This is a genomic window from Sphingosinithalassobacter sp. LHW66-3 (genome assembly GCF_050703275.1).
Classification (GTDB): Bacteria; Pseudomonadota; Alphaproteobacteria; order Sphingomonadales; family Sphingomonadaceae; genus Sphingomonas.
In genome coordinates, this window is the sequence record NZ_CP193482.1 from 3,029,905 (window position 1) to 3,055,085 (window position 25,181).

General features: G+C 67.9%; 27 protein-coding genes. 10 read left to right on the top strand and 17 right to left on the bottom strand.

The genetic code is table 11. The features are described 5' to 3' along the window. Nucleotides 1–63: 63 nt before the first annotated feature. The 11 genes from ACQ450_RS14920 to ACQ450_RS14970 all read right to left on the bottom strand — a co-directional run bounded on the left by ACQ450_RS14920 (nt 64) and on the right by ACQ450_RS14970 (nt 10,636). Complete coding sequence (locus tag ACQ450_RS14920) at nt 64–291, bottom strand: hypothetical protein (RefSeq protein WP_188054485.1); 228 nt, start codon at nt 289–291, stop codon at nt 64–66. Nucleotides 292–435: 144 nt separating this feature from the next. After that, entirely contained in the window at nt 436–1,728 is a 1,293-nt protein-coding gene (locus ACQ450_RS14925; protein WP_431469869.1) for a patatin-like phospholipase family protein, read from the bottom strand. A gap of 160 nt (nt 1,729–1,888) precedes the next feature. Further along, nucleotides 1,889–2,554: a thymidylate kinase gene (locus ACQ450_RS14930; protein ID WP_431469870.1), complete on the bottom strand. Its 666-nt coding sequence runs from the start codon at nt 2,552–2,554 to the stop codon at nt 1,889–1,891. A gap of 58 nt (nt 2,555–2,612) precedes the next feature. Next, complete coding sequence (locus ACQ450_RS14935; RefSeq protein ID WP_431469871.1) at nt 2,613–4,247, bottom strand: putative bifunctional diguanylate cyclase/phosphodiesterase; 1,635 nt, start codon at nt 4,245–4,247, stop codon at nt 2,613–2,615. 71 nt (nt 4,248–4,318) lie between these two features. Next, nucleotides 4,319–5,287, bottom strand: coding sequence for an XRE family transcriptional regulator (locus ACQ450_RS14940; RefSeq protein WP_431469872.1), 969 nt, complete (start codon nt 5,285–5,287; stop codon nt 4,319–4,321). A gap of 254 nt (nt 5,288–5,541) precedes the next feature. Then, nucleotides 5,542–6,057, bottom strand: a complete 516-nt coding sequence (locus ACQ450_RS14945; RefSeq protein ID WP_431469873.1) for a hypothetical protein — start codon at nt 6,055–6,057, stop codon at nt 5,542–5,544. A 78-nt stretch (nt 6,058–6,135) separates the two neighbouring features. Further along, a complete protein-coding gene (locus ACQ450_RS14950; protein ID WP_431469874.1) occupies nt 6,136–7,176 on the bottom strand; it encodes a sigma factor-like helix-turn-helix DNA-binding protein in 1,041 nt (346 codons plus the stop codon). 252 nt (nt 7,177–7,428) lie between these two features. After that, nucleotides 7,429–8,487: a peptidoglycan-binding protein gene (locus tag ACQ450_RS14955; protein WP_431469875.1), complete on the bottom strand. Its 1,059-nt coding sequence runs from the start codon at nt 8,485–8,487 to the stop codon at nt 7,429–7,431. Beyond that, the gene (locus ACQ450_RS14960; RefSeq protein WP_431469876.1) at nt 8,484–8,909 is read right to left on the bottom strand and encodes a hypothetical protein; all 426 of its coding nucleotides are present in this window, start codon (nt 8,907–8,909) and stop codon (nt 8,484–8,486) included. The genes ACQ450_RS14955 and ACQ450_RS14960 overlap by 4 nt, the downstream gene beginning before the upstream one ends. After that, complete coding sequence (fliI, locus tag ACQ450_RS14965) at nt 8,906–10,231, bottom strand: flagellar protein export ATPase FliI (protein WP_431469877.1); 1,326 nt, start codon at nt 10,229–10,231, stop codon at nt 8,906–8,908. The genes ACQ450_RS14960 and fliI overlap by 4 nt, the downstream gene beginning before the upstream one ends. Before the next feature lie 12 nt (nt 10,232–10,243). After that, nucleotides 10,244–10,636: a flagellar biosynthesis repressor FlbT gene (locus ACQ450_RS14970; protein ID WP_188054494.1), complete on the bottom strand. Its 393-nt coding sequence runs from the start codon at nt 10,634–10,636 to the stop codon at nt 10,244–10,246. Between the two features lie 333 nt (nt 10,637–10,969). Between ACQ450_RS14970 and ACQ450_RS14975 the strand changes: the two genes are divergently transcribed. From ACQ450_RS14975 to ACQ450_RS14985, 3 genes are read left to right on the top strand one after another with little or no spacing between them, the layout of a single operon-like run. Beyond that, nucleotides 10,970–12,172: a flagellar hook protein FlgE gene (locus tag ACQ450_RS14975; RefSeq protein WP_431471239.1), complete on the top strand. Its 1,203-nt coding sequence runs from the start codon at nt 10,970–10,972 to the stop codon at nt 12,170–12,172. Nucleotides 12,173–12,231: 59 nt separating this feature from the next. Further along, entirely contained in the window at nt 12,232–14,328 is a 2,097-nt protein-coding gene (locus tag ACQ450_RS14980; protein WP_431469878.1) for a flagellar hook-associated protein FlgK, read from the top strand. Between the two features lie 14 nt (nt 14,329–14,342). After that, nucleotides 14,343–15,248: a flagellin gene (locus ACQ450_RS14985; protein WP_188054497.1), complete on the top strand. Its 906-nt coding sequence runs from the start codon at nt 14,343–14,345 to the stop codon at nt 15,246–15,248. 160 nt (nt 15,249–15,408) lie between these two features. On the opposite strand, the gene ACQ450_RS14990 is transcribed toward ACQ450_RS14985, so the two are convergent. Continuing rightward, nucleotides 15,409–17,208: a hypothetical protein gene (locus ACQ450_RS14990; protein ID WP_431469879.1), complete on the bottom strand. Its 1,800-nt coding sequence runs from the start codon at nt 17,206–17,208 to the stop codon at nt 15,409–15,411. Then, the gene (locus tag ACQ450_RS14995; protein WP_188054499.1) at nt 17,205–17,444 is read right to left on the bottom strand and encodes a hypothetical protein; all 240 of its coding nucleotides are present in this window, start codon (nt 17,442–17,444) and stop codon (nt 17,205–17,207) included. The genes ACQ450_RS14990 and ACQ450_RS14995 overlap by 4 nt, the downstream gene beginning before the upstream one ends. Before the next feature lie 78 nt (nt 17,445–17,522). Between ACQ450_RS14995 and ACQ450_RS15000 the strand changes: the two genes are divergently transcribed. After that, nucleotides 17,523–17,921 carry a hypothetical protein gene (locus tag ACQ450_RS15000; RefSeq protein WP_188054500.1) on the top strand — a complete coding sequence of 133 codons (399 nt, stop codon included), beginning with the start codon at nt 17,523–17,525 and terminating at the stop codon, nt 17,919–17,921. Between the two features lie 47 nt (nt 17,922–17,968). Here the strand turns inward: ACQ450_RS15000 and ACQ450_RS15005 are convergent, their stop codons facing one another. Genes ACQ450_RS15005 through ACQ450_RS15020 form a run of 4 tightly spaced genes read right to left on the bottom strand, consistent with a single transcriptional unit; the run spans nt 17,969 to nt 20,494 of the window. Then, nucleotides 17,969–18,529 carry a MotE family protein gene (locus tag ACQ450_RS15005; RefSeq protein ID WP_431469880.1) on the bottom strand — a complete coding sequence of 187 codons (561 nt, stop codon included), beginning with the start codon at nt 18,527–18,529 and terminating at the stop codon, nt 17,969–17,971. After that, nucleotides 18,526–18,948 (bottom strand): DUF6468 domain-containing protein, encoded by a 423-nt coding sequence (locus tag ACQ450_RS15010; RefSeq protein WP_431469881.1) that lies wholly within the window; start codon nt 18,946–18,948, stop codon nt 18,526–18,528. Before ACQ450_RS15010 ends, ACQ450_RS15005 begins: the two co-directional genes overlap by 4 nt. Further along, the gene (fliM, locus tag ACQ450_RS15015; RefSeq protein ID WP_188054503.1) at nt 18,945–19,970 is read right to left on the bottom strand and encodes a flagellar motor switch protein FliM; all 1,026 of its coding nucleotides are present in this window, start codon (nt 19,968–19,970) and stop codon (nt 18,945–18,947) included. The genes ACQ450_RS15010 and fliM overlap by 4 nt, the downstream gene beginning before the upstream one ends. Then, a complete protein-coding gene (locus ACQ450_RS15020) occupies nt 19,967–20,494 on the bottom strand; it encodes a flagellar basal body-associated FliL family protein (protein WP_431469882.1) in 528 nt (175 codons plus the stop codon). Before ACQ450_RS15020 ends, fliM begins: the two co-directional genes overlap by 4 nt. Before the next feature lie 117 nt (nt 20,495–20,611). On the opposite strand from ACQ450_RS15020, the gene ACQ450_RS15025 reads away from it, so the two are divergent. From ACQ450_RS15025 to ACQ450_RS15050, 6 genes are all read left to right on the top strand, one after another. Beyond that, a complete protein-coding gene (locus tag ACQ450_RS15025) occupies nt 20,612–21,355 on the top strand; it encodes a flagellar hook basal-body protein (RefSeq protein ID WP_431469883.1) in 744 nt (247 codons plus the stop codon). A 38-nt stretch (nt 21,356–21,393) separates the two neighbouring features. Beyond that, the gene (gene flgG, locus ACQ450_RS15030; RefSeq protein WP_188054506.1) at nt 21,394–22,176 is read left to right on the top strand and encodes a flagellar basal-body rod protein FlgG; all 783 of its coding nucleotides are present in this window, start codon (nt 21,394–21,396) and stop codon (nt 22,174–22,176) included. Further along, nucleotides 22,176–22,625 carry a flagellar basal body P-ring formation chaperone FlgA gene (gene flgA, locus ACQ450_RS15035; protein ID WP_431469884.1) on the top strand — a complete coding sequence of 150 codons (450 nt, stop codon included), beginning with the start codon at nt 22,176–22,178 and terminating at the stop codon, nt 22,623–22,625. Before flgG ends, flgA begins: the two co-directional genes overlap by 1 nt. A gap of 26 nt (nt 22,626–22,651) precedes the next feature. Continuing rightward, the gene (flgH, locus tag ACQ450_RS15040) at nt 22,652–23,401 is read left to right on the top strand and encodes a flagellar basal body L-ring protein FlgH (protein WP_188054508.1); all 750 of its coding nucleotides are present in this window, start codon (nt 22,652–22,654) and stop codon (nt 23,399–23,401) included. 337 nt (nt 23,402–23,738) lie between these two features. Then, nucleotides 23,739–24,569 (top strand): flagellin, encoded by an 831-nt coding sequence (locus tag ACQ450_RS15045; protein ID WP_431469885.1) that lies wholly within the window; start codon nt 23,739–23,741, stop codon nt 24,567–24,569. A 137-nt stretch (nt 24,570–24,706) separates the two neighbouring features. Continuing rightward, complete coding sequence (locus ACQ450_RS15050; RefSeq protein WP_188054510.1) at nt 24,707–25,111, top strand: hypothetical protein; 405 nt, start codon at nt 24,707–24,709, stop codon at nt 25,109–25,111. The last annotated feature ends 70 nt before the right edge of the window (nt 25,112–25,181 follow it).

Sequence of the window (25,181 nt, forward strand, 5' to 3'; positions counted from 1 at the left end):
GTCTCTGCCCATAGAACCAGCCTTGTCGCGGCGACAGACTTTTCGATGTCGCCGCGGAGTGCCTCACGCAAAGAGCGCGCGCTCGCCCGTGTCCTCGATCGGCTCGGGGACGTGCAGCTCGTGCACGTCATCTGCGTGATGCTGCGTCGCCGTCGGGCGGGGGAGCCACCAGCCCCCGAGCATCGCATCGCACCACGCCGCGAAGAACATCGCAGGCATCAGCGCCGCGGTTTGCGCCTGTTCCATCAACTGCGCGTGGACCGTTGCGCCGGGAGGCAAGTCGCTGGACATGGCGGGACTCCTTCGTCGATCGGGCAGCAAGGCTAGGATGGGCCGGTTGCCGCGACTATCGGGAAACAGCCGTACCTGATCGCGGCCCTACGGGCAGCGGCCAGGATGCAGGGCGCCCGGCTGATGCGACGAACTGCTATCGGCTCATTGCGGCGCGGTCGCGATCGGCGAGAGATGTATCCACGGATCGCGCGCCGAGGCTGCCCGCGCGCGGCCGAAACGCCGCAGGCACTGCATGAATTCGGGATCGAACATCACGGACGGAGGCTTTTCGCACGCACGGCCCGGAGAATTCCATCCGTCCGCCGTCACCAGCCGCAGCGGTCCGCTGGGATGTTCCAGGCGAATCGCGGCGATCGAACCCACTTCGAGCTCGTTGACGACGATCGCCTCCGCTCGCAGCGCCGCCGACAATGCGCCGCCGCTCGTGTCGATGCCCGGATCCGCCTCGACGGTGGTCGGGCCGTTCCGCACGACATAGATCGGCAGTCGCGCCTCCTCCGAGGGGATTGGACGGCCGGGATTGAGACTTTCCTCGATCTCCAGCGCCGCCTTGGCGGATGCCGCGACGCTCGCTTCGAATACCGAGGCGCGAACGCCGCCGTCGAAATAGGTTTCGCCTTCGATTTGCACGGGCTCGAAGAACACCGGCATCGCCGCGGAAGCCAGCGCGGCGCCGGTGAGGCAGGCGCGGGCGCGGCGGCGGGGCAGCTGAGCGACTTCGACGGCATCGACATACTGGAATTTGCCCGACGCAGCGTTGACGAAGCCGAGCAGCACGGACTTGCGCCCGTCGAGCGCACGGATCGCATCGAGCATGCACGGGCGCGCCGGATCGTCGATCACCGCATCGGGGCAGAGCGCCTCGGCAATGCGCTGCTCAAGCGGGCGCAGGCCGGCGATCGAACCACGGAACAGCGCCTGCCACTCGGGCCGCCTGTTCACGACATCCTGTTCGCGTGCGGGGGAATAGGCGGCGATCAGCGCGTCCCATGCCTCGGGGGTGTCGACTGCGACGAAGAGCGACTGGAGCGCACCGGTGCTCACTCCGGTGATCAAGACGAATTCGGGCAAGCGGCCGCTGGCGTGCATCGCTTCCAGGAAGCCAGCGCCGAAGGCACCCCATTGCCCGCCGCCGGAGAGCAGCAGCACCGCTTCGCCCGGCGCCGCCGTCGTCAGCATCGCGTCCGGCCGCGCCCGTTGCAGTGCAGGGCGCACGAGACGGTGAATCCGCCGGTCGAGATCGCTCGCCGCCGAACCGGCCTGCGATGCGGCGAGCGCATCGGCAGACGCCTGGCGCTGTATCTCTCGCTGCAGTGTCGAGGGCGGCAGATCGTGACGAAGCGACGCGAACTCAGGGCAACTGACCGAGAGCGCGCCGCCGCTGCACCCTCCGAGCAGCATCGCGAACAGGCAGGCAAGGATCAGCGCGCGCATCGACTCTCCCCCCGAGAGATCATTTGGCGTTGCCGGACGGCACGATTGTCGGCTCTGTCCGATGTGGCTGCGGCCCGGAGCGCAGCATAACGGCGGGTGCTGACGGACGCCAGAAGGGGATCACGCCGTTTCGGACGTGCCGCTCTGCAGCGCCCGCTGCTCAGAGCGACCGCAGATGCTCGCGGATTTCGGCGGCGATGGTTTCCGGCGGGCGCATCGCGCCATCGCTGCTGGCATGCACGATGCGCCAGGGCCCCAACAGGCCGGCGGCGACCATCGCTTCATAATTGGTGCGGACGCGCAGCTGGAGCGCGGCATCCGCCTCATGCTCGTCGTAGCTGCGGTCGGTGTAGCTGCGCTTGCGTTTCTGGAGAATCAGCGCCTTGGCGATCTCCCACGGCGTATCGAGGTAGATGCTGAGATCCGGGCGCGGCAACGCGAACTGCCGGGTTTCGAGTGTCAGGATCCACTCCATCATCGCCCGCGCTTCGCCTTCCGGCTCCTTCGCCGCCTGATACGCCATGTTGGAGGCGATGTAGCGATCGAAGACCACGACATCATGCGCGTCAGCCGCTTCGGCGATGGCGCGGCGCCACTCCAGCCGATCGAGCGCATAGAGCACCGCGGCAGCCTGTGTGGAAACCGGCACGGGAAGCTCGCCGGCAAGGAACTTCCCGAGCGTCACTCCCGCCACCGTCTCGGCATAGCGGGGGAAGGCGATCATCGTCGCACGCGTGCCCGCGGCGTTCAGCTGCTCGCAGAGCAGGGTCGAAGCGGTGTTCTTGCCGACGCCGTCGGCGCCTTCGATGGCGACGAGGATGCCCATGACTGGCTGACCCTTCTGTGGCAAAAGAGCGGCCTCTCTAGCAGCGCCGTCGGGCTTGTCACGCCACTGCGGATCCTGCCTCGCGGAGCGGCGGCCGGATCTCGCCGGCCACGGCGGAGGCGGCGGGTGCGAAGCCGGATGAATGCGCCAGCTGCAGTGCCCCCTCGGCATCGACCGGGCGGCTGTAGAGATAGCCCTGGCCATAGTCGCAACCCAGCGCAGCCAACGGAGCCGCGGTTTCCGCCTTCTCGATCCCCTCGGCAGTGGTGGGCAGGCCGAGCCCTCTGCACAGCCGGAAAATCGCTCGAACGATCTCGCCGTTTTCGGCCTCGTCGAGGTTTCCGATGAAGCTGCGGTCGATCTTCACTCGGTCGAAACGCAGCTCGCGCAAATGTTTCAGGCTGGCATAGCCCGTGCCGAAATCGTCCAGGGCGATCTGCACACCGGCATTCTTGAGCGACTCGAGAATGGTTTTCGCGGTCGGCAGATCGCCGAACAGCCGGCTCTCGGTGACTTCGATGATCAGCCGCGCCGGTGCGATGCCCGTGCTGCACAGGTGACGCAGAACACGCTGGGGCAGCCAGCGATCGTTAAGCTGAAGCGGCGATATGTTGAACGAAAGCGTCATGTGCGGCGGCCACCTGCGGGCGACGCGACAGGCGCGGTCCAGAAGCGCGAAAGCGAGCTCCTGGATCATGCCGGCTTCCTCCGCGATCGGGATGAAGTCATTCGGGCCGATCAGCCCGCGCCTGGGGTGCTGCCAGCGGGCGAGGCATTCAAATCCGGCGATGGCACCGGTCTGGAGATCGACGATCGGCTGAAAATAGGGGACGAATTCGCCGCGATGGATTCCCGCCCGCATGTCGATCTCGAGCTGCGCACGATCGCGCATCTCGTGATCCAGCTCGGCCTCGAAGTGACACCAGCCGCGGTCGGGAAAGCGCTTGGCCCGATACCGTGCGAATCCGGCGGAATGAAGCAGCTGTTCGGCCGAGCACGAGTCGCCGGGCGCCGTTCTGATACCGATGCTGGCGCTGATCTCCGCCATGCCGCCGCGGAGCTGGATCGGCTTTGCGACGGCGGTGCGGATGCGCGCCGCCATCGCTTCCGCAGCCTCGGGGCCGGCGGGATGGGGCAGGATGCAGGCAAATTCGTCGCCGCTGATCCGTCCGGCGGTCGCGCCGTCCGGGAGCGCCGCCAGCAGTCGCTGCGCCACCGCTTGCAGCACATGATCGCCGCCCTGATGGCCGTAGCTGTCGTTGATCGGCTTGAACCGGTCCAGATCGACCAGCAGGACGGAGAGGAGGCCATCATTCGCCTCGTCCTGAGCGCGACGGATCGCCTCGAGGAGCGCCGTGCGGCTGGCAAGGCCCGTGAGCGTGTCATATTGGATGAGGTCGTCCGCGCGCGCTTCGGCAGCGTTGCGCGAGTGAAGCGCCTGGCGCAGCAGGCGGCGTTGACGGATCAACAGGACGAAATAGGCGAGGCCCGCGCCGAGCATCGCAGTGAAGAGTTCGTCGAGCTCGAGCTTCTCGTGTTGCTCGGCGAAGTCGGCGAAGCGTTCGAACACGTCGAAGACCGAGCCGAGGACGGCCGCCACCATGAACGGCGCGACGAGCAGGATTTCGTCACGATGTCGCTCGAATTCCTCTGCGAGCCGCCTTCGGAAATTACCGATCCGTTCTTCGCGCATCCAACTCTTCCCTCCCTTTCCTCATCTTAGGACGGGTGGAAGCGCGAGTGAGTTGGGGGATGTGCGGAGGCCTATGGAAAGATGGCGCTAACCACTGTTGCCAGGCTCTCGCGGTCGCAATCGTCGAGCGATATCTCGAGCTCCGGGTTCGTGCTGTAGCCGACGACCTGCCCCTCGCGCGTCAGCCCGACCGAGAGCAGGCGCCAGCCGTCGCCGTCGCGCAGCGCCGTGAGCCCGCCGGGTGTCGGACTCCGATCCGGATCCAGGATGACGATCGACTGCACCGGCAGTCCCGCGCCAAGCGTCGCGCGCGAAACGCGCAGCGCGAAGGCGCGCGGCCCGACGCCGCTCGGCGCTTCCACTTGCTCCCCTGTGGCTGCGTCGGCGATGCGGCCGGCCGGCATCGGTCCGCCACGCACCTGGAGCATGCGGGCAGCCGCAGCGAGCGGCAACTTTGGCGGCGGAACCGCTGCGGTAGGGGCAGGGCCGGCCACCGGACCCTGAAGCTCTTCGGCGAGCGCCTGAACGCGTGCCCGGGTTCGCTCCATGCGCGCGGTGGGATCGACCACGTTGCCGATCGCGGAATCGAGCGCGCCTGCGCGGTGCTGCGCTTCGATCTGCGCGCGCAGTGCCGCCTCGTCGGCGACATCGAAGATCGCGAAGAGCGCGCGCCGGATCGCGGCGTTCCAGCGCCCGAATGGCTTCACGGCATTCTCGATCCGCGAAAGATTCACGGGCGGAAGCCCATAGTCCTGGTCGATCGTCGCAATGGTCAGCGCCGGATCGGCCGCACGCCGTGCCCGCAATGCGGCGGCGAGCAGCACGGCGAAGCGCTCCTCGGTCAGATCGGGCGAATTGCCGTCCCTGAACGGCTCAACCCAAGCATCGAAATCGAACCCGGGTGCGGCAAGATCGATCAGCAGATCGGTCGGCTCCAGTCCTAGCGCGTGCGCGACTCGGCGAATCTCGTCCGGTCGCGCGAATACTTCACCGCGTTCGATTTTCGAAAGACGGATATAGGGTACATCGGGAATCCGCATCGCGAGCGGCAGTAACTTGGGATAGCCGAGTCGTTGCCGCAACTCGCGTATACGGTTCGGAAAGACGATTCCACGGTGCAGGTCGAGCGGTACCGGCCGCTGTCCAGTGCCGCCGCTCTCACTGCTTGTCCTTCGTTCTCGTCTGACCTTGACCATTGCCGCTCCTGCCTCTCTCCGTTTGTGGAGGCTTGGCGGCTAATCCTGAACCACGTTTAGGGATAACACAAGGTAAACAAAACGTTCTTCACGATTTCTTAATGGAGCGCTTCGAAGCTCCGAGTGCCGGGTCCGGCGAGCAGCGCGCAGGGACCGGTCGGCTCCATCGGCAGGATCGCCCGGAGCCCCTCGCCGTTAAGCGCATGATGCTGCATCCACCCGGGTGCCGCGGGCGCCGGGCGGGAAGGAGCGAACACCACTCCGCGGCCGTCGGTGATAACGCCCAATTCAGCAGGCGCCGCACCTGCCGGCCAGCGACCCTCCAGCCAGTCGATGAACGCCGATCCGGTGCGCTGGAGCCTGCCCTCGGCGCTGTCCGCGGGGCAAAATGCGTCCGGCGCTGCAGTGATCTCCATGGCCGGCACGAAAGCGGGGCCCCACCAATGAATGTGGAGCAGCCCGGGCGTGCGCGTGACGCTGAGAAACATCGCGCTCGGCAGCAGCGGGCGCGCGGCCCCGGCCAGCGCCTCGGCAAGCCGAGTCAGCCGATAATTCGGCTGGAGCGGTGCGGGGGTTGCGCTCGCCTCCTGCCAATCCTCGAGGGTGCCGTGCACCTTCACTCTCCCGATCTCGATCCGTCTGCTTCATTATAGGATCGCGCGCAGGCGCGGACCCGATTTTCGCGGTCGATATCAGTGGCGTGTCTCGGATGCATGAAGGGCGATCCGGCCGGCTGCTTCCACGGTTTCGGTCGCGGCGGTCGCGGCGGTAGCGAGCGCGGAGGGCTGAACGGCCGTAACGCGTGCGAGGCGGTTGTGCGGCTGGCCGGCATCCGGAAGCAGCGGCGCTCTGGTCTCTGCCGGTGCGGGGGCGGGGCGACGCCGGGCCGGAGCCGCGGCATAGTCCGCCATCACCGCGAAGCGCGGATCGCTGGCTGCCAGTTCGGTGAGCGCCTTGGTCGCGCGCTTGGTGATCTGGCGCACGCGCTCCTTCGTCACGCCGGTGTCGTTCGAAACATCGTCGAGCGTGCCGGTATCGAACAGACGGCGGGCGATGATCTCACGATCGCGCGCCAGCTTGGCGTCGAGCTTTTCCAGTTCCTCGGGATCGATGCCATGGGTGGCGACGCGCAGGCGCGGCCCCTCGGCGACCGGGCGCGGCTCGGTGCGGCTGCGCGGCCGGCGACGCAGCTGCTGGATGCCGACCTTGCGCAGATTCGCGACGTAGACGTCGATGAGCGATTCGACGGCGCCTTCCGCGAGATAATCGGAAGCGGCGGATTCGGTGCGGCCCAGCGCATCCTCGTCCTCGATCAGCGCCTCGGGAGACAGTTCCTCGCCATCGGCACCGGTGGCAAGCGCGTTCAGCGAAACGGTGGTGGCTTCCACCTTCTTTGCCGACGGGCGCTGGTCGGTCATCAGGCGGAAGCGCAGGCTCTGCAGTTCGCCGCGGATCTGCCAGTTCACGAAGGTCGTGAACTGTGCCTTTTCAGGGTCATAGGCCTGGATCGCGCGGTGCGCTGCGATCGCGCAGCACTGCTCGGCATCGTCCCAGTGCGCGGTGAGGCCATATTGGCGGATGAAGTGGCGGATGCGCGGAGCGATCAGCTTGAGGATCGATGCGAAGGCACGGTCGACATTGGCGCGCTGACGGGCGGTCTGGCTCCCTTCGGCGGGCGTATTCTCGAGCACTACGGCGACGGCAGCTTCGAGTGCGGCGGTGATCTTCGACATGGACGGTCCCCTGTTTGCGGGCGGCGGAACCCCTGCGGACCGCCGTTCACAAGAGGAACCTTGCCTCCGATACTCCTAACAAAATCCTTAACATCCTATATGGGCGATCCCGTATCCTACATACGCAAGCGGATCGGAACGGGTGCCACCTGCAGAAAACAGGTGAATAACAAGTGTTTTCAAGAGCCGGAGGGGTGCCGGTCCTCCATTATAGGAGAATCCCGGAGTAGCGCGGCGTGCGCGCCAAAAAATTCACCCGGCAAAACGATCCGGTTGGATTCGGCGGTCGATGTAGGCGAGCAGCCATTCGCGATGCGCCTCGGTCGCATTGCCGGTGCGAGCGATGCGCTGTTCGGCGGCTGCGCCTCCGATCTGCGCGACGAGCAGAGTGCGGGCGCGGTCGGGGACCAATCCGCCCCGCAGGAAGCGGCGCGCGTCCCCCAGCCCGAGGTGATGGCTGAGGTACGCCGCCTTCGCCAGCGCTTCCGGATCGGCACGGACGCGCAGCCCGTCGCTTTCCAGCCGATCGAGATTCAGCCGCGCGAAATCGGCGACCGTGCGGATCGATGCTTCCGGATCGTAGCGCAGCTGCAGCAGCGCCGAGCGCGCCTGCGGCCGAATCCGGCCCTGTGCGTCGAGCCAGCCGTGCGAAGCGGCGGTTTCGTTGAGCCAGGTGCCCGGCGTGCGGGCCATATCCTGCCAGGTGCCGCTCAGAAACTGTCCGAGACCCGCTGCGCTGGAACGCGGATTGCGCGAGAGCGGATTCCAGCTTCCGTCGGCGCGACGTGCGGCCTCCGCATCGACGATCGCCGCGATCGCTCCGGCGGGGACGCCCGTGGCTTCGGCGGCGCGAGCGAGGGCAGGGGCGAATTGGGCATTGCTGCCCAGCGCCAGCAATCCGCCGCGGGCCTCGCCAACGGCATCGGCTGGTCCGCCCTGCGGAAAGACCGTTCCGGGGACGGTGATCGTCGGCGCGCTTGGCACAGCCCTCGCCGCGGCCGCAGGCGTCGCTCCCGGCGCGGCGTCGCCGTGATGGTGGCGGCAGCAGCAGCAATGATGCGGATGGCCGGCGGCCGTCGCCCCGGTGGCCGCAGTGCCAGGCTGGGCCGAGCCGCCGCCGCCCATCATTTCGACGAGCGAACCGAGCGGCAGTCCTGGCCGGCCGGCCGGATTGCTGGCGCTGTTTGCCGAATCCGAGTCGCCGAGCGCAGCGCGCCACAGCCGGTTTGAAAGTTCCGAACGTGCGGTGGCGTAGATCAGTTCGGCGCGGCGCGCGGGCGGCAGCGCGGCGAGTGCTTCGGGGCCGTTCATCGCACATCTCCGGGCCGCAGCCGATTGCGGACCAGCCGCGCCGCGACGACGTCGTCAAGGCCGGTCTGCTCGGCAGTTGCGGCCGTGCGCTCGCTTTCCGCGCGATAGCTGTCAGCGGCCTGTTCGATCGCGCGCATCGTTCCATAGAGTTCGGTTGCCTGGGAGCGAAGCTGCGCCAGCCGCGCCTCGGCGTCGCGCGCGTCCCGCAGCAAGCGCGTGCGCTCGGCCCGCATCCGCGCCGCCCAGGCATCGGTGGGTACCCAGATTTCGTTCGTGCTCGCGCGTTCCCGCCGCGCGATATCGATATTCTCGCGGTGGCTGCGTTCCAGGTCGCTGAGCCGCTCTACGGCGACGCTGATCGAAATCCGCAGCGAATCCACTTCGCGCCGTTGCACGCGAAGCGCAGTGTCGAAGGGAGTCATTCCGCTTCCTCCAGGATGGCGGCAAGCGCTGCAAAGCCGTCGGCGGCGCTACCCTGCTCGTTCTTGCCCTGGCCGAGCAGCTTCTCGATTGCCGGGGCGAGCGCGACCGCCCGATCGACGTCCGGATTGGAGCCGGCCTTATAGGCGCCGAGTCGCACCATTTCCTCCATGTCGCCATAGGTGGCGAGCAGGCGGCGCGCGGCGACGCGCGTTTCGTTCTGATCCTCGGGGAGACAGTGCGGCAGCGTCCGCGATACGGATTTCAGCAAGTCGATCGCCGGATAGCGGCCGCGCTCGGCAATGGCGCGGCGCATCACGACATGCCCGTCGAGAATGCCGCGCACGGCATCCGCGACCGGCTCGTTGTGATCGTCGCCGTCGACGAGGACAGTGAACAATCCGGTAATGCTGCCCTGACCCGGAAGGCCGGGCCCGGCGCGCTCGAGCAGCCGCGGCAGCTCGGCGAAGACGGTGGGGGTGTAGCCCTTCGTCGCGGGCGGCTCGCCGCTGGCGAGGCCGATCTCGCGCTGCGCCATGGCGAAGCGCGTGACCGAATCCATCAGGCAGAGCACGTCGAGCCCCTGGTCACGGAAATGCTCGGCGACGGCGAGCGTGGTCCAGGCCGCCTGGCGGCGCATCAGCGCGGGCTCGTCGGAGGTGGCGACCACGACGACCGAGCGGGCCATGCCCTCGGGCCCAAGATCGTCCTCGATGAATTCCTGCACTTCGCGGCCGCGCTCGCCGATCAGGCCGATCACGGCGACGTCGCATTGAGTCCAGCGCGCGAGCATCGAGAGCAGTACCGACTTGCCGACGCCCGAGCCTGCGAACAGGCCGAGGCGTTGCCCACGGCACAATGGCACGAAACAGTCGAGCGCACGGACGCCGGTTTCAACGCGCGCGCCGACGCGGGTGCGATGCGCAGCGGCGGGCGGTAGCGATTTGACCGGCTGGGGATCGGCGCCAAGCGGCAGCGGGCCGAAACCATCGACCGGGCGGCCGAGACCGTCGATCATGCGACCGAGCCATCCGGCGGACGGGCGGATCGAAAGCTGGCCCGCGGAAAGGTCGGCACGCGCGCCCAGGCCCACGCCCTGCGGATCGGAGAAGGGAAGGCAGAGCGCGACGTCGCGATCCAGCGCGGTCACTTCGGTTTCGACTTTGCCAGACATCGAAGTGATCGTGACGCGGCTGCCGATCTGGGCCGCGCCCATCAGCCCTTCGACTTCGATCAGCGCACCGCGCACCGCGACCACGCGGCCGAAGCGGCGATCGGGTTCGAGCGCGCGGATCGCGCGGGCGGCGCTGGCGAGTGTTTGCATCGCTGCCTCGCCTCAGGCTGCCTGCGGTTCGGCTGCGGCGCCTTCGAGCGCGATCAGTTCGCGCGCGGCGGCAAGTGCGCGATAATGATTGCCGCCGGCGATTTCGCTGGCGAAACGGACGCAGGTTTCCCGCGCGCCGGGTGCAGTCACGCTCGCCAGCACGTCGGCGAGCAGGGCTACCACGGCATCCTGGTGCCCTGCGCGGCCTTCCTCGTCGATATAGGCGAGCATGGCCGCAAAATAGAGCTGGCGGGCGGGCGTGGTCGCATCCTCAGGACGCATGACTTCGCGGCCGCGCAGGATGGCGACATGGTTCTCGATGACGATCTGGGTCTTGCCGACCGAGCGCAGCACGGCGCCGTTGACGACTGCCTTCTCGCCGTCGCGCAGCGTGATCCGGAGCATGAGCGTGCCTTTCTGAAGCGTTTCGCAGGCATTATAGGAAGAAAGCGCTCCGGGCGGGGCAGGGGGCGGCAAATTCTGCCTAGCGCGGCGGCCCAGGCGTGCGCCGCCGGTGCTGCGGCCGGTTTTTTCGACCAGTGAGCCACTCGGGCCCAGGCCTTCAGAGGAGCGCGGGAAGCGCGGCGAACTGATTCTTTCGCGCCTGCGACCGCCTTCGCCGCTCTCTTCCTATAATGCCTGCGAAGGGCCTTGCGCCTGCATCCGGGAGACACTGAGTTGAGCCTCTATTCCGCACTCTACGCCGGCGTTTCTGGTTTGAGCGCGCATGCGAGCGCGATGGCCACCGTCGCGGACAACATCACCAACATCAACACCGTGGGCTACAAGGGCACCGAGGCCCAGTTCCGCACGCTGGTGACCGATGGCCGCGGTGGCAGCAGCTATTCGGCAGGCGGCGTCGCCGCCGCGCCGATCTCGCAGGCGACCAAACAGGGCCTGCTTCAGGCATCGGGCAGCAACACCGACCTCGCGATCGACGGCGGCGGCTTTTTCGTCACCCGCACGGGTTCGGGTGACGACAGCGCCGTCGCGTTCACGCGCGCTGGCTCGTTCAAGGCAGACGAGCAGGGCTTCCTGCGCAACGCCTCGGGCCTCTACCTCCAGGGCTGGCCGCTCAAGAACACGACGCCGGCCTATGTCAACACCGGGAGCCTCGACGATCTGCAGCCGATCCGGCTCAGCGACCTGACCGGCACCGCGCAGCCGACCACGCGGCTGATGATGCGCGCCAACCTCCAGTCGGACGCCGCCGTCGGCGCGACCTTCGAGCGTTCGTTCGAAGTCTATGACGCGCAGGGCGGCTCGCGCACGCTGAGCATGACCTTCGAGAAGACCGCGGCGAACACGTGGAGCTTCGAGGTCGAGGGCGACACCTCCGCCTCCAACCCGCTGGCATCGGGCACGATGACCTTCGGCGGTGACGGCAGCCTCGCCGGGATCGCGGGCACCAAGTACGACGGTTCGGCCATCACCGATCCGTTCACGCTCACGCCCGACTGGACCGGGGGCGCGGGCACTTCGGAAATCACGCTGGAGCTCGGCACCATCGGCGGCATCAACGGCATCACGCAGTTCGGGCAGCCGTCCTCGGTGATCTCGTCGGACGTCAACGGCGGGCTGCTCGGCAACCTGGCCACGGTCGACGTCAGCAAGACCGGCCGAGTGACCGCCGTGTTCGACGACGGCACGACCCGCGAAGTCTTCCAGCTTCCGATCGCCACCTTCCAGAACCCGGACGGTCTCACGCGCCTGTCGGGCAATGCCTATACCGCCAGCAAAGGCTCGGGCGGCGTGACGCTGAACGAACCCGGTTCGCTCGGCGCCGGCAATGTGGCGTCCAATTCGCTCGAAGCCTCGACGGTCGACCTCGCCGGCGAATTCACCAACATGATCCGCTTCCAGCGCGCCTACAGCGCCTCGTCGAAGATCATCACGACGGTGGACGACATGCTGCGCGAAGTGAGCGATCTGAAGCGCTGATGATCTGACGAAACCCCCGCGCTTCGGCGCGGGGGCACCAGCGAACAGGGCGGGGTCCAATGGCGCTCAACGACATTCTGAGCACGGCCGTATCCGGCCTCGCCGCATCGCAGGCGGGGCTGAAGTCGGTTTCGAACAATATCGCGAACGTCGGCGTCTCGGGCTATGCGCGCGAGCGCGTCAACCTGTCGACGGGCGTGTCCTCCGGCCGTGTCTCGGGCGTGGTGGTGGGCGAGCCGACGCGCGTCGCCGATCGATTCCTCGAGGCCACCGTCTATCGCCGCTCGGGCGACTATGGCCGGGCCGAGGTGAGCGCCAATTATCTCGACCGGCTCCAGTCGCTGCTCGGCCAGCCCGGCGCAGCTTCGGGCCTGCCCGCGCGGCTCGACTCGATTTCGGCTTCGGCGGTCGCAATGACGGGATCGCAGGCATCCGAACAGACCGTTGCGGCCTTCACCGCCGACGTCCAGGACGCAATCACCTCGATGCAGCAGCTCGACGACGATGTCGCCGGCCTGCGCGGTGATGTCGAAAGCGAAGTCGGCTACACCGTCGATCGCATCAATAGCCTGCTCACCCGCATCCACGATCTCAACGGCACGGTCGCACGCCTCGAAGGGCTGGGGCGGAGCGCCAGCGGATCGGCCGACCAGCGCATGAGCGCCATTCAGGAGCTGAGCTCGCTCGTCAACGTGACTGTCCGGGACCAACCCGACGGGCGCGTGACGATCGAAACGGCCTCGGGCGCGATGCTGCTCGACCGGCGGCTGCGCCAGCTCTCCTATCCTTCGGGCGGCGGCGGCATGTCGCAGCCGATCTACCCGACCATCGACATTCGCTTTGCCGATGCGAACGGCGCGCCCGGCGCGGCAACCGGCGAGCGGATCGATTCCGCGGCCGTCGGCGGCAAGCTGGGCGGGCTGCTCGACCTGCGCGACCGGCAGCTTCCCGAGTTTTCCGAGAAGCTCGGCGTGCTGTTCGGCGGTCTCGCCGAGGCGCTGAACAGCGTCGCCAACGAAGGCACCACCGTGCCGCCGCCCGCCAGCCTCAACGGACGCGCCACCGGGCTCGTCGGCAGCGATCGCCACGGCTTCACCGGCTCCGCCACCTTCGCGGTGACGAAGGCGGACGGAACGCTGGTGGCGAGTACGAGCATCGATTTCGCGAGCACTCCGGGGCTGAACACCGTCGATGACATTGTCGCGCGGATCAACACGGATCTGGGAGGCGCGGCGACCGCCAGCTTCGTCGACGGGCGGCTCAGCATCACGGCTTCCGGCGGCAACGGGGTGGTCGTCGCGCAGGACGCGAACGATCCCAGCGCGCGCGCCGGCGTCGGCTTCTCGCAATATTTCGGGTTGAACGATATTGTCCGCAGCGATGCCAGCGCGCTCGTGCCCTCGGGCTTCGATGCCAGCGACCCGCACGGATTCGGCGCGGGAGAATCGGCGGAGATCGTGCTGCGCGACACCTCCGGCCGCGCGCTGACCCGCTACACGCTCACCGGCTCCACCGGATCGACCTTCGGCGACGTGATCGGCGAGCTGAACGCCAGTCCGCTGGGACAGTTCGGTACCTTCTCGCTTGACGATCGCGGCCGCGTGCGTTTCGCGCCGGCGGCGGCACTGTCCGGGGCGACGCTGTCGATCCCCTCGGATTCGACCGACCGCTTCGGTTCGGGCCGGTCCTTCTCCTCGCTGATGGGGCTGAGTGGCGGCGCCAGCGGGCTCTCGAGTGCCGAGGTGCGCCCCGAGGTGCTTGCCGATCCGTCGAAGCTGCCGCTCGCGCGGCTGCAACCCGGCGTGGCCGTCGGCGCCAAGGCGCTCGGCCCAGGCGACGTGCGCGGCGCCACGGCGTTCGTAGAGCGGCTCGGCCAGCCCGTCGATCTCGGCAAGGACGGCGTGGCGACGATGGAGCGCTTCTCGAGCCTGCTGCTTGGCCGCACGGGCCTCGTGGCGTCGCAAGCGACCGATTCCTTCGCCGATGCAACGGCCCGGCGCGATGACGCGGTCAACCGCCGCGACAGCTTTTCGGGCGTCAACATCGACGAGGAACTGGCGCAGATGGTGGTGTTGCAGAACAGCTATTCCGCCGCTGCGCGCGTGCTGACGACTGCCAGCGAAATGTACGACACGCTGATCGCAATGGTCCGCTGAAGGAGACGGAGACAATGACGAGAGTTGCCACCATTCCGCTTCAGCGCGTCATGGCCGACGCGATCCAGCGTTCGCAGGAGAAGCTGGCGATCACGCAGACGCGGCTGTCGACGGGCAAGAAGGCGGCGAATTTCGCCGACCTTGGCACCGAGACGGTGCGCAACCTTTCGGCGCACAGCCTGCTCGCGCGGCAGGAGGCGGAAGCCACCGTCGCCAAGCGCGTGGGAACGACGCTGTCGCTCTACGAAGGCCATCTCACCGGCATCGAGGAATCGGCGAGCACGCTGAAGACCGACGTGCTCACGGCGATCGGCACCGGCCGCGCCGCCGGGCTTCAGGAAGCCATCGAGACGGCCTTTCATCAGTTCCGCACCTCGCTCAACGCGTCCGAAGGCGGTACGCCGCTCTTTGCCGGATCGCAGACGGGCGGCAAGCCTTTCCGTCCCGACGCTCTTTCCGATCTCGTCGGTCTGGCGCCCGACGATGCCTTCGCCGACGATGGCGTCCGTGCATCGGCGCGGGTGGCCGACGGAGTCGACGTGACCTATGGCATCACTGCCAGCGCCACTGGCCGCGACCTGTATCAGGCGCTCCGTACGCTCGCCGAGGCCGGGCCGATCGGCGAGGTTCCGACCGACACCCAGATCGCCGCGCTGCGCACCGCGGTCGACCAGCTGGAGACCGGGCTTGGCAGCCTTCGCTCGGTGAATGCCGAGAACGGCCGCAAGCAGGCGCAGGTGGAGACGCTGTCGACGCGCGGCGAAGAACGCGCGCTGCTGCTCAAAGGCGTGATCGAAAGCAACGAGGACGCCGACCTGGGCCAGGTGGCGGTCGACCTCGCCCAGCAGAAATCGATGCTGGAAGCGAGCTATTCGGTGTTCGCCCAGCTGTCCGGGCTCAGCCTGGTCCGCTTCCTCTAAGGAACCGCGCCGGCGGCGGCTGCCCCTCGGGCGCCGCCGCCGCATCCAAGCACCCTCTCAGAACATCGTTTCGGCGGTGCCGCGCGCTTCTGGCGTCTGCCGGAAAGGCTCGCGCAACGCTGTGGCAGCGGCGCGCCCTTGGGCGCGCCGGGAGCGGCCCTCAACCCTGAGGCGCCGCCGCTTCCTCGCTTGCGTCGAGCAGATCCGCCAGCCCACCGGCGGGCGATGCAGCGGGAATCGCGGCGAGTGCGCGGCCGAGCACTTCGGGATCGACGCTTCCGCTCGGCTGCGTGAGCGCATCGAACACGCTTGCCGTGGGAAGCGCCGCGAAACGATCGGCATAGCGGCCGCGCAGCGCGGCAAGCGCCGGCTCCTGCCCGAGCATGGCGAGTGCCACTGCATGACGCAGCACAGCGGTCTGCGCCTCGGGCTCGAGCCTGCCCCCGCCGGGGAGGGCGGCGGCGTTTGCAGCGACGAAACTGCCCCATTCCTTGCGGCGCCAGAGGAATTCAGCACGGATGGCGCCATTTGCGGGAACGCTTTCCAGCGCCGCCATGGCCGCTTCGTATCGGCCGAGCCGCTGAAGCGCCACTGCCTCGATCCGCTTGCGATCGTGCAGCATCGCGGGCGAATAGCCGGGCTGCTCGGTGTCGCGCAGCGTGCGCAGCGCGCGATCCGGATCCCCGGCGAGAACATGGAGCGTGGCGACCTGGACCGACAAGGGGCCCTGCGCCACATCCTGGGTGCGCTCGCTCAGCTGATATTGCAGCAGTTCGGCGGCGCGGCCGTAGAGGCTCTCGCTCTGCAGCCGCTCGGCGAGGCGGCGTACCATCGCATCGCCCTCGGCACCGGCGGGGGCCAGCTCGCGATAGTCCCAATAGAGGCCCGCCGCCTCGGCTACCGGAAGCGCGCTGTCGGCGGCGAGCAGGCTCGCCAGCACCGACTGCAGCTGCGCGAGCAGTTCGCCGGCTTCGCTGCCGGGATTGAAATAGCGGAACAGCGCCGCGCCCGCGCGCAGTGCCGCGCGCGGATCGTTCAGCTCCTCGGCGAGCCGCATCGACAGGCGAAGCGCCCGCCGTTCGACCGGGCCGCCGCGCCAGCCGAAGCGGAGCGCGTCGAGCTTCTCCAGCGCGGCGGCGCCGGCGATGTTGCCTTGCTTCAGATCGGCCTCGATCATCGCGAGCCGCGCGTCGGCGCGCTGCTCGGCCGTACCGCTCACCAACGCCCGCTCGAGGCGAAGCCGGCCGTCCTGCAACGCGCCGGTCGCGATCAGCGCGCGACCGCGCAGCAGATTCACGGCGGGGTCGCGGTCCGGCAGGGGCTGCAGCCACGGCAGCGCGTTCTGCGGTCGCCCGGCATCGATCACCTGTTCGGCGGCGGCGATCACGAAGGGAGTGCGCGCATCGCCCTGGCGGCTGTTGATCGCCGGAAGCGCGCAGGGGAGTTCGGCCAGCGCCGTCTCGGCTTCGCCGGCACCGGCGAAAGCCCGCAGGCGCCATGCGCATGCCTCTGGGTTGGTGGCGAGCCCGGGCGCTGCGAGCGCCACTGCGGCATCGCTCCAGCGGCGAAGCTGGGTGAGCGCCACTCCTTCGGCAAGGCGGAAGGCGGCGACACGGTCGAGATCGGCATCGGCGCCGCGCATCACGGCCAGCACGCCGAGCGCTTCGGCGGCGCGTCCGCGACCAAGCAGTGCGCGGGCATGATCCCAGCGCGCTTCCTGCCGTCGTTCGGGCGCTGCGACGAGCAATGCATTCCAGCTGGCGGTGCCCTGCCACGCGGAGGGGCCGGTCGGCGGCGGAAGCTGGGCCAGTCGCGCGGCGAAGCCGGGAAGGTCGAGCGGCGCCATCGGCGCGGGAGCCGCGGGGGGCGGGCTCGCGGTGCCGGCTTGCGGCGTCTCCTCGGCCTGCGAGGGCGCGGCAAGCGCCAGTACTGCGGCGGCCGCGAGCAACATCTGCTTCATTGGCCGAACATTCCCGAATGCGCGGCCATGGCCACGGCGACGCCGCCACCGGCGCTGCCAAGCAGGAAGAGGCCGATCAGCAGCAGCGAAAGGCCGCGCGGCTTCGCCGGAACGGCGTCGACGGCAGGCAGCTGTGCGGCATCGCTCTCTTGCGGGCTGTCGCCCCGTCTGCGCTGCGGCTGAGGCGTGCTCTGCCCGACGACGCGCATGCGTCCGGGGCGTTGATCGTAGCTCATGTCGAGTCCTGTCGGCTGCCGTTCCTCTATTATAGAGAGGGGCGCGCAGCAGGGCGTGCCGATGCGAGGGAGATTTGCGTGCGTAAGCTGATGGCCGGAGCGCTGGCGCCGATGCTGCTGGTACCGGGCGGTGGTGCGGCCGCCGCGGGTGACGGCGGCGTGCAGGCGCTGCACCTGGTCGATATGGCGCCGCTCAGCCTGCCGATCGTCGATACCGGGCGCCTCGAAGGCGTCCTGCAGCTCAAGCTCGTGCTCGATCTCGCCGACGACGCTGCCGCGTCGCGCGCCGAGGACAGGATGCCGGTGTTGCGTTCCGCCGCGCTTTCCGCGGGGCTGGAGTTCGCACGGCTGCACGCGTCCGGCCTGCGGCCGGTGGATGCGGTGCGGCTCGATGCCGATATGACCGCCGCGATGCAGGCGGCCGATCCCGCGATCACCCGTGTGCTGATCGTCGAAGTCGCCGCGACCCGCGGCTGATGAAGAAAGAGACTGGGCCGGCGCAGTAATCCTGCGGCCGGCCCGATTCAGCGCGGCCGCGTCTGCGGTTGCGGGCGCCGCATTGCCTGACCGGCATCGGCGCGACCCCGCGCGAGCGCCATGCTGAGCGCCGCGGCGCCCTGCGGAGTCATCGCTGCCAGGATCTGTGCGGTCGAGCGCTCGCGCATGCGCTGTGCGATCTGCATCTGCACGTCGAGTTCGAGCTGTTCGAACACCACTGCCGCCTTGCCGGGCTTCATCGCCTGATAGATCCGGGCGAGCTCGTCGAACTGCGCGCCTTCGGGCGGCGCCTCGGGATTCGCGCCGGCAGCTGCCGGTTGCTGCTGCTGTTGGGCGCCCATCTGCGCCTGCAGCCTCGCCTCGGCCGCGCGTGCGGCTTGTTCGCGCAGATCGAGCGCCCGGCGCCGGCGCGCCGCGGCGGCGTCGCGTGCGCTCAGATCCTGCTCGATCTCGTTGCCGAGCCGGGTGCTGGCTGCCGGAGCGCTCTGTGCCTGGGGCTCGGGCGTGGCGGCAGTGACGCCGTTCGCCACGACCGCCAATGCCGAAGCGGCGGCGGTGAGCAGCAGTAGCGAAGGGCGCGGGATCATGCCGCTTCCGCCACGACCGGGGCGATCGACGCGACGGTCGCCTCGCCCTCGCTCTCGTCCTCGTCTGCCGCATCTTCGGCTGCCTCGGCCTCGCTGCGGGCGGCGTTCGCCGTGCCGACGGCTTCGACGATGCGTTCGGCGGTGGCGTCGGCGATGCCGATCATCACCGAAAGCTCGTCGCGAAGGCCGCGGGCCTCGGCCACCAGCCGCGCATTGTCGGCACATTCGCGCCCCAGCGTCGACTTCATGTCGGAAAGCACGGTGCGCGCTTCGCCGGTCGCCTTTTCGAGCGCGGCGACCACCTGGGTCAGCGCACCGTCCTTCACTCGACGAAGGCTCCGCATCATCCGCACGCTTTGCACCAGCACGGCCAGGCACAGCGCCATCGTGAGGAGATTGGTCGTTACTGCGATGCTCATCGCTTTCCCTTTGCTTCCCTGGAGATTCTGCTGACGAGCCGCACGGCCACCTTGCCGCCGCGCTGCCCGATCTGGGCGAGGCCCAGCGGGACGCCGCCGCATTGCAGTTCGAGTGCATCGTCGGGGTTCTTGTGGAGCTGGATGGTCTCGCCGACCTCCAGCGCACGAAGCTTGGCGAGCGGCATCGGCTCCTCGCCCAGCAGCACATTGACCGTGACCTGCGTCTTGCGGATCTCGGAGGCCATGTGCGCCTCCCAGATGCTGTCGCGGCCGCTCTTCTCGCCCATGAAGCGCTGGAGCAGCTTCTCGCGGACCGGCTCGAGCGTGGCATAGGGCAGCAGGATGGTGAACTGGCCGCCGCGCCCGTCCATGTCGACGCGATAGCTGGCGCTGGCGCACAGGTTGGACGATCCCGCGATCGCGGCGAAGCGCGGATTGGTCTCGATCCGCTCGAGCTTCATCGTGATCGGTTCGATCGGGCTGAACGCCTCGGCGAAGTCGTCGAGCGCGAGCTCGAGCATGCGCGAGACGAGCCCCGTCTCGATCGTGGTGAAGGCGCGGCCGTCGATCGTCATCGGCGGATTGCCGCCCCGTCCGCCCAGCAGCGCATCCACCACGGCATAGATCAGCCCGGATTCGACGGTGATCAGGCCGTAGCTCTCCCACTCCTCGATCTTGAAGACGCCGATCATGGCGGGAAGCGCGACATTGCCCATGAACTCGCCGAAGCGAGTCGAAGTGACTTCCTCGAGGCTGACGTCGATCGAATCCGATGTGAGATTGCGCATCGAGCTGCCGAAGGCGCGGACCACTCGGTCGCAAACCACTTCCAGCATCGGCAGCCGCTCGTGGCGGATGACCTTGGATTCGATGACGGCGCGCAGGCCTTTCTTGGGCGCGGCCGCACCACCGACATCGCCGAACAGCGCGTCGATATCCGCCTGATCGAACTTGCCGTCGCCGCCCAGTCCCGGCGCAGAGGGCGGTTCGGGCAGCTCGAAATCGTCGAAATCGTCGCTCATTGCTGGACCATGTCCTGGATGAGGATATCCGAAACCACGTCACGTCCGACGACGTCGGTGGCGCGGAGGAGCATTTCCTCCTTGATGCGGAACACCGCGGCGGATCCGGCGAGATCCTCCGGGCGCAGCTCGCGCAGGAACGGCTGATAGGCATCGAGGATCAGCGGCAGCTTCGCCGTGATCGCGTCGCTGCTTCCGGCCGGGCCGGGCACGAGCATGAAGTGCAGCTTCAGAAAGCGCGGGGCGCCATCGGGCGAGCGCAGGTTCACGACCATCGGCGGCACGTCGACGAAAGAGGCGGTATCGGCTTCGGCGCCGGCCTCGCCTGCGGGGGCAGGGGCAGCGTGCGCGCTTTCCTCCGCGGCCGCGCTGTCGCCGCCCGACAGGAAGAAGGCGCCCGCGCCGCCGCCGCCCAGCAGCAGCACCGCACCGGCCGCGCCGATCATGATGAGCTTCTTCTTGCTCTTCTTGGCCGGCGCCTCCGCCTGATCCCCGGCTTCAACGATTTCCGATGATTCTGCCATGGCCGTCTGCTTTCCCTGAAAAGCTGCGCTGCCGCACCCGCGACTGCGATTTCTTCCTATTATAGGATCGTTGCCCGGCAAAAAGTGCCTAGTGGCGAAAGGAAAAAAGAGGCGCGGATGGATATCTCCTCTTATGTGCTGCTGAGCCACGAACAGGCGCTGCGCCGCCGGCTCGATATCGCGGCGAACAATCTGGCGAACATGAATACGGTGGGATTCCGCCGGGAAGAGCCTGTGTTCCGCGAATATATCCAGGACGGCGAGTCCGTGGTCGATGCGGCACGCAAGACGTCGTTCGTGCTCGATTATGGCGCCGTTCATGACACCGCGCCCGGCGGCTTTCAGGCCACGGGCAATCCGCTCGACGTGATGATCGAAGGCCCCGGCTATCTTGCCGTGGAAGCGCCCGATGGCGGCACTGCCTATACGCGCGCGGGCTTTGTGAAGGTGCTCGAGAGCGGCGAACTCGCGACCGCCGGCGGGCAGCGGCTGCTGGGCGAGGGCGGCCAGCCGATCGCCGTGCCGCCCGAGCAGGCGGCGAGCCTCACCATCGCGCCCGACGGCACGGTAATGGGCACGGATGGCCCGCTCGGACGCATCGCAGTGACCATGTTCGATAATGAGGCAGGCGTCACTCCGCGGGGCGACGGCCTGTTCGACGGCGCCGACGGACGCGAGCTCGAAGCCGGCGAAACGCGGCTTCGCTCAGGCGGCGTCGAGGGATCGAACGTCAATGCGATCGTCGAGACCACCGACATGATCGAGATCCTGCGCGCCTATCAGACCAGCCAGCGCATGAACGAGAGCATGACCGAAATGCGCAAGCGCGCGATCGAGAAACTGGGCCGCGTTTCGCCCTGATCTCTCCCTGAACCGAATTCCCACCGGAGGAACTGAAGATGCGTACTCTTTCCATCGCGGCGACGGGCATGCTCGCGCAGCAGACCAACGTCGACGTCATTTCGAACAACATCGCCAACATGAACACCACTGCCTTCAAGCGGCAGCGCGCGGAATTCCAGGACCTGCTCTATCAGCAGGTCGTCCGCCCGGGCTCGGCGACCGGCGAAGGCACGATGGCGCCGGCGGGCATTCAGATCGGTGCCGGCGTTCGCACCGGCGGCGTCTATCGCATTCTCGAACAGGGCGCGCTGACCCAGACCAGCAACCCGCTCGACGTGGCGATCCAGGGGCGCGGCTATTTCCAGATCACGCTGCCGTCGGGCGAGACCGGCTATACGCGCGACGGCTCGTTCCAGCTTTCCGACCAAGGCGAGCTGGTGACGCAGGACGGCTATCCCGTTCAGCCGGGCATCAACATTCCGCAGGAAGCAGTCGATGTCACCATTTCGTCGACCGGGCAGGTCCAGGTGAAGCTCGCCGGCGATCCCGAGCCGCAGAATGTCGGTCAGCTCGAACTCGCCACCTTCATGAACGAAAGCGGGCTCGAAGCACAGGGCGGCAACCTGTTCCTCGAGACCGCGGCATCGGGCCAGCCGACGATCGCACCCCCGGGCGAGCCGGGCACGGGCACGCTCACGCAGGGCTTCGTCGAAGCTTCCAACGTCAATCCGGTTGCGGAAATCACGGCGCTGATCACTGCCCAGCGCGCCTATGAGATGAACAGCCGCGTCGTGAAGACGGCAGACGAAATGCTGGCAACGACCAGCCAGCTGCGCTGATGCCGCGCGCGCTTCTTCTCGCCACCGGCCTGGCGCTCGCGCTGCTGCCGCGTCCGGCGGCCGCGCAGGACGGCGAAGTGGCGGTGCTCGACAGGGCGGTCGTGCGCGGCGAGCTGCTTGCCGCCGGCGACTTTTCGTTCGAATCACTGCCGGCTGCCGCGGCACGCGGCGCGCTCGGCGCCGATGAAGCGGCGGGCATGGAGGCGCGCCGCAACCTGCGCGAAGGCGCGGTCGTGCGCCGCAGCGACGTGCAGCCGCCGCAGCTCGTTCGCCGGGGCGAGCCCGTGACGATCCGGGTAGTGCGCGGTGCAATGGTGATCGCCACGAGCGGCCGCGCGCTTTCGAACGGGGGCGAGGGCGATCTCGTCCGCGTGGTGGCGACATCGACCAACCGCACGCTGGACGGAATCGTCGACGGATCGGGCAGCGTGCGCATCGCCGCGCCCTGAACCGCCGCAAGACAGGGATTGAACAGATGAAGAAAGCAATTGCGATCGTGGCGCTCGGCGCCACGCTGTCGGGCTGCGGCGCGGTGGGTCGGCTCAAGCAGGTGGGCAGGGCGCCCCAGCTGACTGCGATGGAGCCGGTCGCTGCGCCCGCGTTCGAACCTTCGCTGGCGGCGCCGGCCGATCGCTCGGGCCGCGCCGTGCCCATCGCCTCGGCGCCAAGCGCATCGTTGTTCCGCACCGGTGCCGGGGGCCTGTTCCGCGACCAGCGCGCGGCGACGGTGGGCGATATTCTCACGATCCGGATCGAGATCGCCGACCAGGCGAATCTGGGCAACAACACCTCGCGGACCCGCGGCGGATCCGAGTCGGGCGGCGTCACCGCGCTGCTGGGACTGGAGACGCCGCTCGCGAACGTGTTGCCGGGCAACGTCGATCCGTCGCAGCTGGTGGAGGCGGAATCGGGTTCGCGCTACGCCGGTGGCGGCACCACCGCGCGCTCGGAAACCGTCAACATGACGATGGCAGCGATCGTCACCCAGGTGCTGCCCAACGGCAATCTGATGGTGCGCGGGCGACAGGAAGTGCGCGTCAACTTCGAGATGCGCGAGCTGATCGTCACGGGCATCGTCCGGCCGCAGGATATCGAGCGCGACAATTCGATCCAGCACAGCAAGATCGCCGAAGCGCGGATCATCTATGGCGGCCGCGGCCAGTTGACCGAGGCGCAGCAGGCGCGCTGGGGGCAGCAGATCTACGACGCGCTTTTCCCGTTCTGACGGGCGGCGCTACGGTCGCAATCTGAGCCGGCTCCGCCACCAGGGCGGGGCCGGCTTTTTTCATTTCGTCGCTTGCGCAGGCACTGGTTGGGACGCGAGCCGAGCAGTGAAAATCAGCTAAACCAGGCAATTTTTGCCGCATCCGTGTTGCCGCTAGGAAAACTTTTCCGGTTCTTCAAGTTAATTGAGAGTATACCGCAAAAAAAAGAAGCACTTCGTTTTGTCGCGTCGAAAAGTCTTTCCAGAATGGACTTGCGGATGCGCAAGAGCTTCCGTCGCGAGCCGGCGTCACCGGCTCAGGCCGCAGAAGCGGTCTTATTCCGAGAAGGACAAGAACATGGGTTTTTCGGTCAACACCAACGTCGGCGCGATGGCGGCTCTCCAGAGCCTCAACCAGACCAACAAGGGCCTCGCCACGACCCAGAGCCGCATCAACACCGGCCTGGCCGTGTCGTCGACGAAGGACGACTCCGCTTCGTACACCATCGCGCAGACCCTGCGTGGTGATGTCGGCAGCCTCAAGGCGGTCAACTCCTCGCTCGCTCGCGCGAAGAGCACCGTCGACGTGGCAGTTGCCGGCGCCGAGGGCGTCTCCGACCTTCTGAACCAGATGAAGGCGAAGGCGACCGAAGCTTCGGACGCGGGTCTCGATGCGACCAGCCGCGCTGCGATCGCCAAGGACTTCGGCGCGCTCAAGGAGCAGATCACCACGATCATCGACTCCTCCGAGTTCAACGGCACGAACCTGCTGAAGGCTTCGGGCGGCACGGTGGCTGCGCTTCAGTCGACCGACACGGCGGCGGCGACGCTCGACGTGGCGAACCAGGACATGGGCGCAGTGACGACCGCGATCAACGCGTCGAACAGCGGCACCTTCACCACGGCCGCTCAGGCCGAGGCGATGGTCACCGTGATCGACACGCAGGTCACTGCCGTGAACGGCAAGCTCAGCACGCTGGGTGCCGCTTCGAACAAGATCGACGCGCAGATGGAGTTCACGAACAAGCTGTCTGACGTCATCGAAGCCGGCATCGGCAACCTGGTCGACGCCGACCTCGCGAAGGAATCGGCGAACCTCCAGGCGCTGCAGGTCAAGCAGCAGCTGGGCGTGCAGGCTCTGTCGATCGCCAACCAGGCGCCGCAGACGATCACGTCGCTGTTCCGTTAAGGGCGTATCGCGCTTTTCCCTGGAAGCGCGGACACCTCGGGCCGGAGCGGGAAACCGCTCCGGCCCTTTCCTTTGCGCCGCTCCGGCGCCCGCGCCCTCCACGTCCCCTCTATAATGGGGATAGCCAGGAGGTTCGCTTGTTTCCCCGTATCCGTGAAATCACCGACGCCTTGGGCGATCGTCTGCGCCTGAGCGTCGAAGAGCATCCCTCCGGCGCGCTGATCGTGCTGGAACGGCCCGATCTGCCCGAGTGCTCGCGAGTCCTGCTCGACGGCTACGGCGCCGATGTCCTTGCCGGCTATATCATGTCTGCGCGTCTTTCGGTGCCGCATCCGCTGCCCGACGAGCTCGTCGACGGAGCGTTCGGGATGCAGTTCCATCTGTTGCTCGATCCGTGCGTCGCGCTTGCATTGCGCCAGCCGGGTGAAAGCGAGGCTCTCGAGATCCCGGCTCCGTTCTGGGACCGGCTTTACGCCGAACTCTGCGTGGTGGGGGCGCATGCCCGCGAGCTCAGCCGAAGGGCCGAGGCACGAATTCATTAACCCCGAAGTCGCTTGCGTAGGGATTTCTCCTGAATACGCGTAGAACCGGGGCACGGGCATTGAGCTTGTG

Excerpts from the sequence above, each read along its gene's own strand:
- ACQ450_RS14920 (WP_188054485.1), bottom strand. The coding sequence starts at position 291 with ATGTCCAGCGACTTGCCTCCCGGCGCAACGGTCCACGCGCAGTTGATG.
- ACQ450_RS14925 (WP_431469869.1), bottom strand. The coding sequence starts at position 1,728 with ATGCGCGCGCTGATCCTTGCCTGCCTGTTCGCGATGCTGCTCGGAGGG.
- ACQ450_RS14930 (WP_431469870.1), bottom strand. The coding sequence starts at position 2,554 with ATGGGCATCCTCGTCGCCATCGAAGGCGCCGACGGCGTCGGCAAGAAC.
- ACQ450_RS14935 (WP_431469871.1), bottom strand. The coding sequence starts at position 4,247 with ATGCGCGAAGAACGGATCGGTAATTTCCGAAGGCGGCTCGCAGAGGAA.
- ACQ450_RS14940 (WP_431469872.1), bottom strand. The coding sequence starts at position 5,287 with ATGCGGATTCCCGATGTACCCTATATCCGTCTTTCGAAAATCGAACGC.
- ACQ450_RS14950 (WP_431469874.1), bottom strand. The coding sequence starts at position 7,176 with ATGTCGAAGATCACCGCCGCACTCGAAGCTGCCGTCGCCGTAGTGCTC.
- ACQ450_RS14955 (WP_431469875.1), bottom strand. The coding sequence starts at position 8,487 with ATGAACGGCCCCGAAGCACTCGCCGCGCTGCCGCCCGCGCGCCGCGCC.
- ACQ450_RS14960 (WP_431469876.1), bottom strand. The coding sequence starts at position 8,909 with ATGACTCCCTTCGACACTGCGCTTCGCGTGCAACGGCGCGAAGTGGAT.
- fliI (WP_431469877.1), bottom strand. The coding sequence starts at position 10,231 with ATGCAAACACTCGCCAGCGCCGCCCGCGCGATCCGCGCGCTCGAACCC.
- ACQ450_RS14970 (WP_188054494.1), bottom strand. The coding sequence starts at position 10,636 with ATGCTCCGGATCACGCTGCGCGACGGCGAGAAGGCAGTCGTCAACGGC.
- ACQ450_RS14975 (WP_431471239.1), top strand. The coding sequence starts at position 10,970 with ATGGCCACCGTCGCGGACAACATCACCAACATCAACACCGTGGGCTAC.
- ACQ450_RS14980 (WP_431469878.1), top strand. The coding sequence starts at position 12,232 with ATGGCGCTCAACGACATTCTGAGCACGGCCGTATCCGGCCTCGCCGCA.
- ACQ450_RS14985 (WP_188054497.1), top strand. The coding sequence starts at position 14,343 with ATGACGAGAGTTGCCACCATTCCGCTTCAGCGCGTCATGGCCGACGCG.
- ACQ450_RS14990 (WP_431469879.1), bottom strand. The coding sequence starts at position 17,208 with ATGAAGCAGATGTTGCTCGCGGCCGCCGCAGTACTGGCGCTTGCCGCG.
- ACQ450_RS14995 (WP_188054499.1), bottom strand. The coding sequence starts at position 17,444 with ATGAGCTACGATCAACGCCCCGGACGCATGCGCGTCGTCGGGCAGAGC.
- ACQ450_RS15005 (WP_431469880.1), bottom strand. The coding sequence starts at position 18,529 with ATGATCCCGCGCCCTTCGCTACTGCTGCTCACCGCCGCCGCTTCGGCA.
- ACQ450_RS15010 (WP_431469881.1), bottom strand. The coding sequence starts at position 18,948 with ATGAGCATCGCAGTAACGACCAATCTCCTCACGATGGCGCTGTGCCTG.
- fliM (WP_188054503.1), bottom strand. The coding sequence starts at position 19,970 with ATGAGCGACGATTTCGACGATTTCGAGCTGCCCGAACCGCCCTCTGCG.
- ACQ450_RS15020 (WP_431469882.1), bottom strand. The coding sequence starts at position 20,494 with ATGGCAGAATCATCGGAAATCGTTGAAGCCGGGGATCAGGCGGAGGCG.
- ACQ450_RS15025 (WP_431469883.1), top strand. The coding sequence starts at position 20,612 with ATGGATATCTCCTCTTATGTGCTGCTGAGCCACGAACAGGCGCTGCGC.
- flgG (WP_188054506.1), top strand. The coding sequence starts at position 21,394 with ATGCGTACTCTTTCCATCGCGGCGACGGGCATGCTCGCGCAGCAGACC.
- flgA (WP_431469884.1), top strand. The coding sequence starts at position 22,176 with ATGCCGCGCGCGCTTCTTCTCGCCACCGGCCTGGCGCTCGCGCTGCTG.
- flgH (WP_188054508.1), top strand. The coding sequence starts at position 22,652 with ATGAAGAAAGCAATTGCGATCGTGGCGCTCGGCGCCACGCTGTCGGGC.
- ACQ450_RS15045 (WP_431469885.1), top strand. The coding sequence starts at position 23,739 with ATGGGTTTTTCGGTCAACACCAACGTCGGCGCGATGGCGGCTCTCCAG.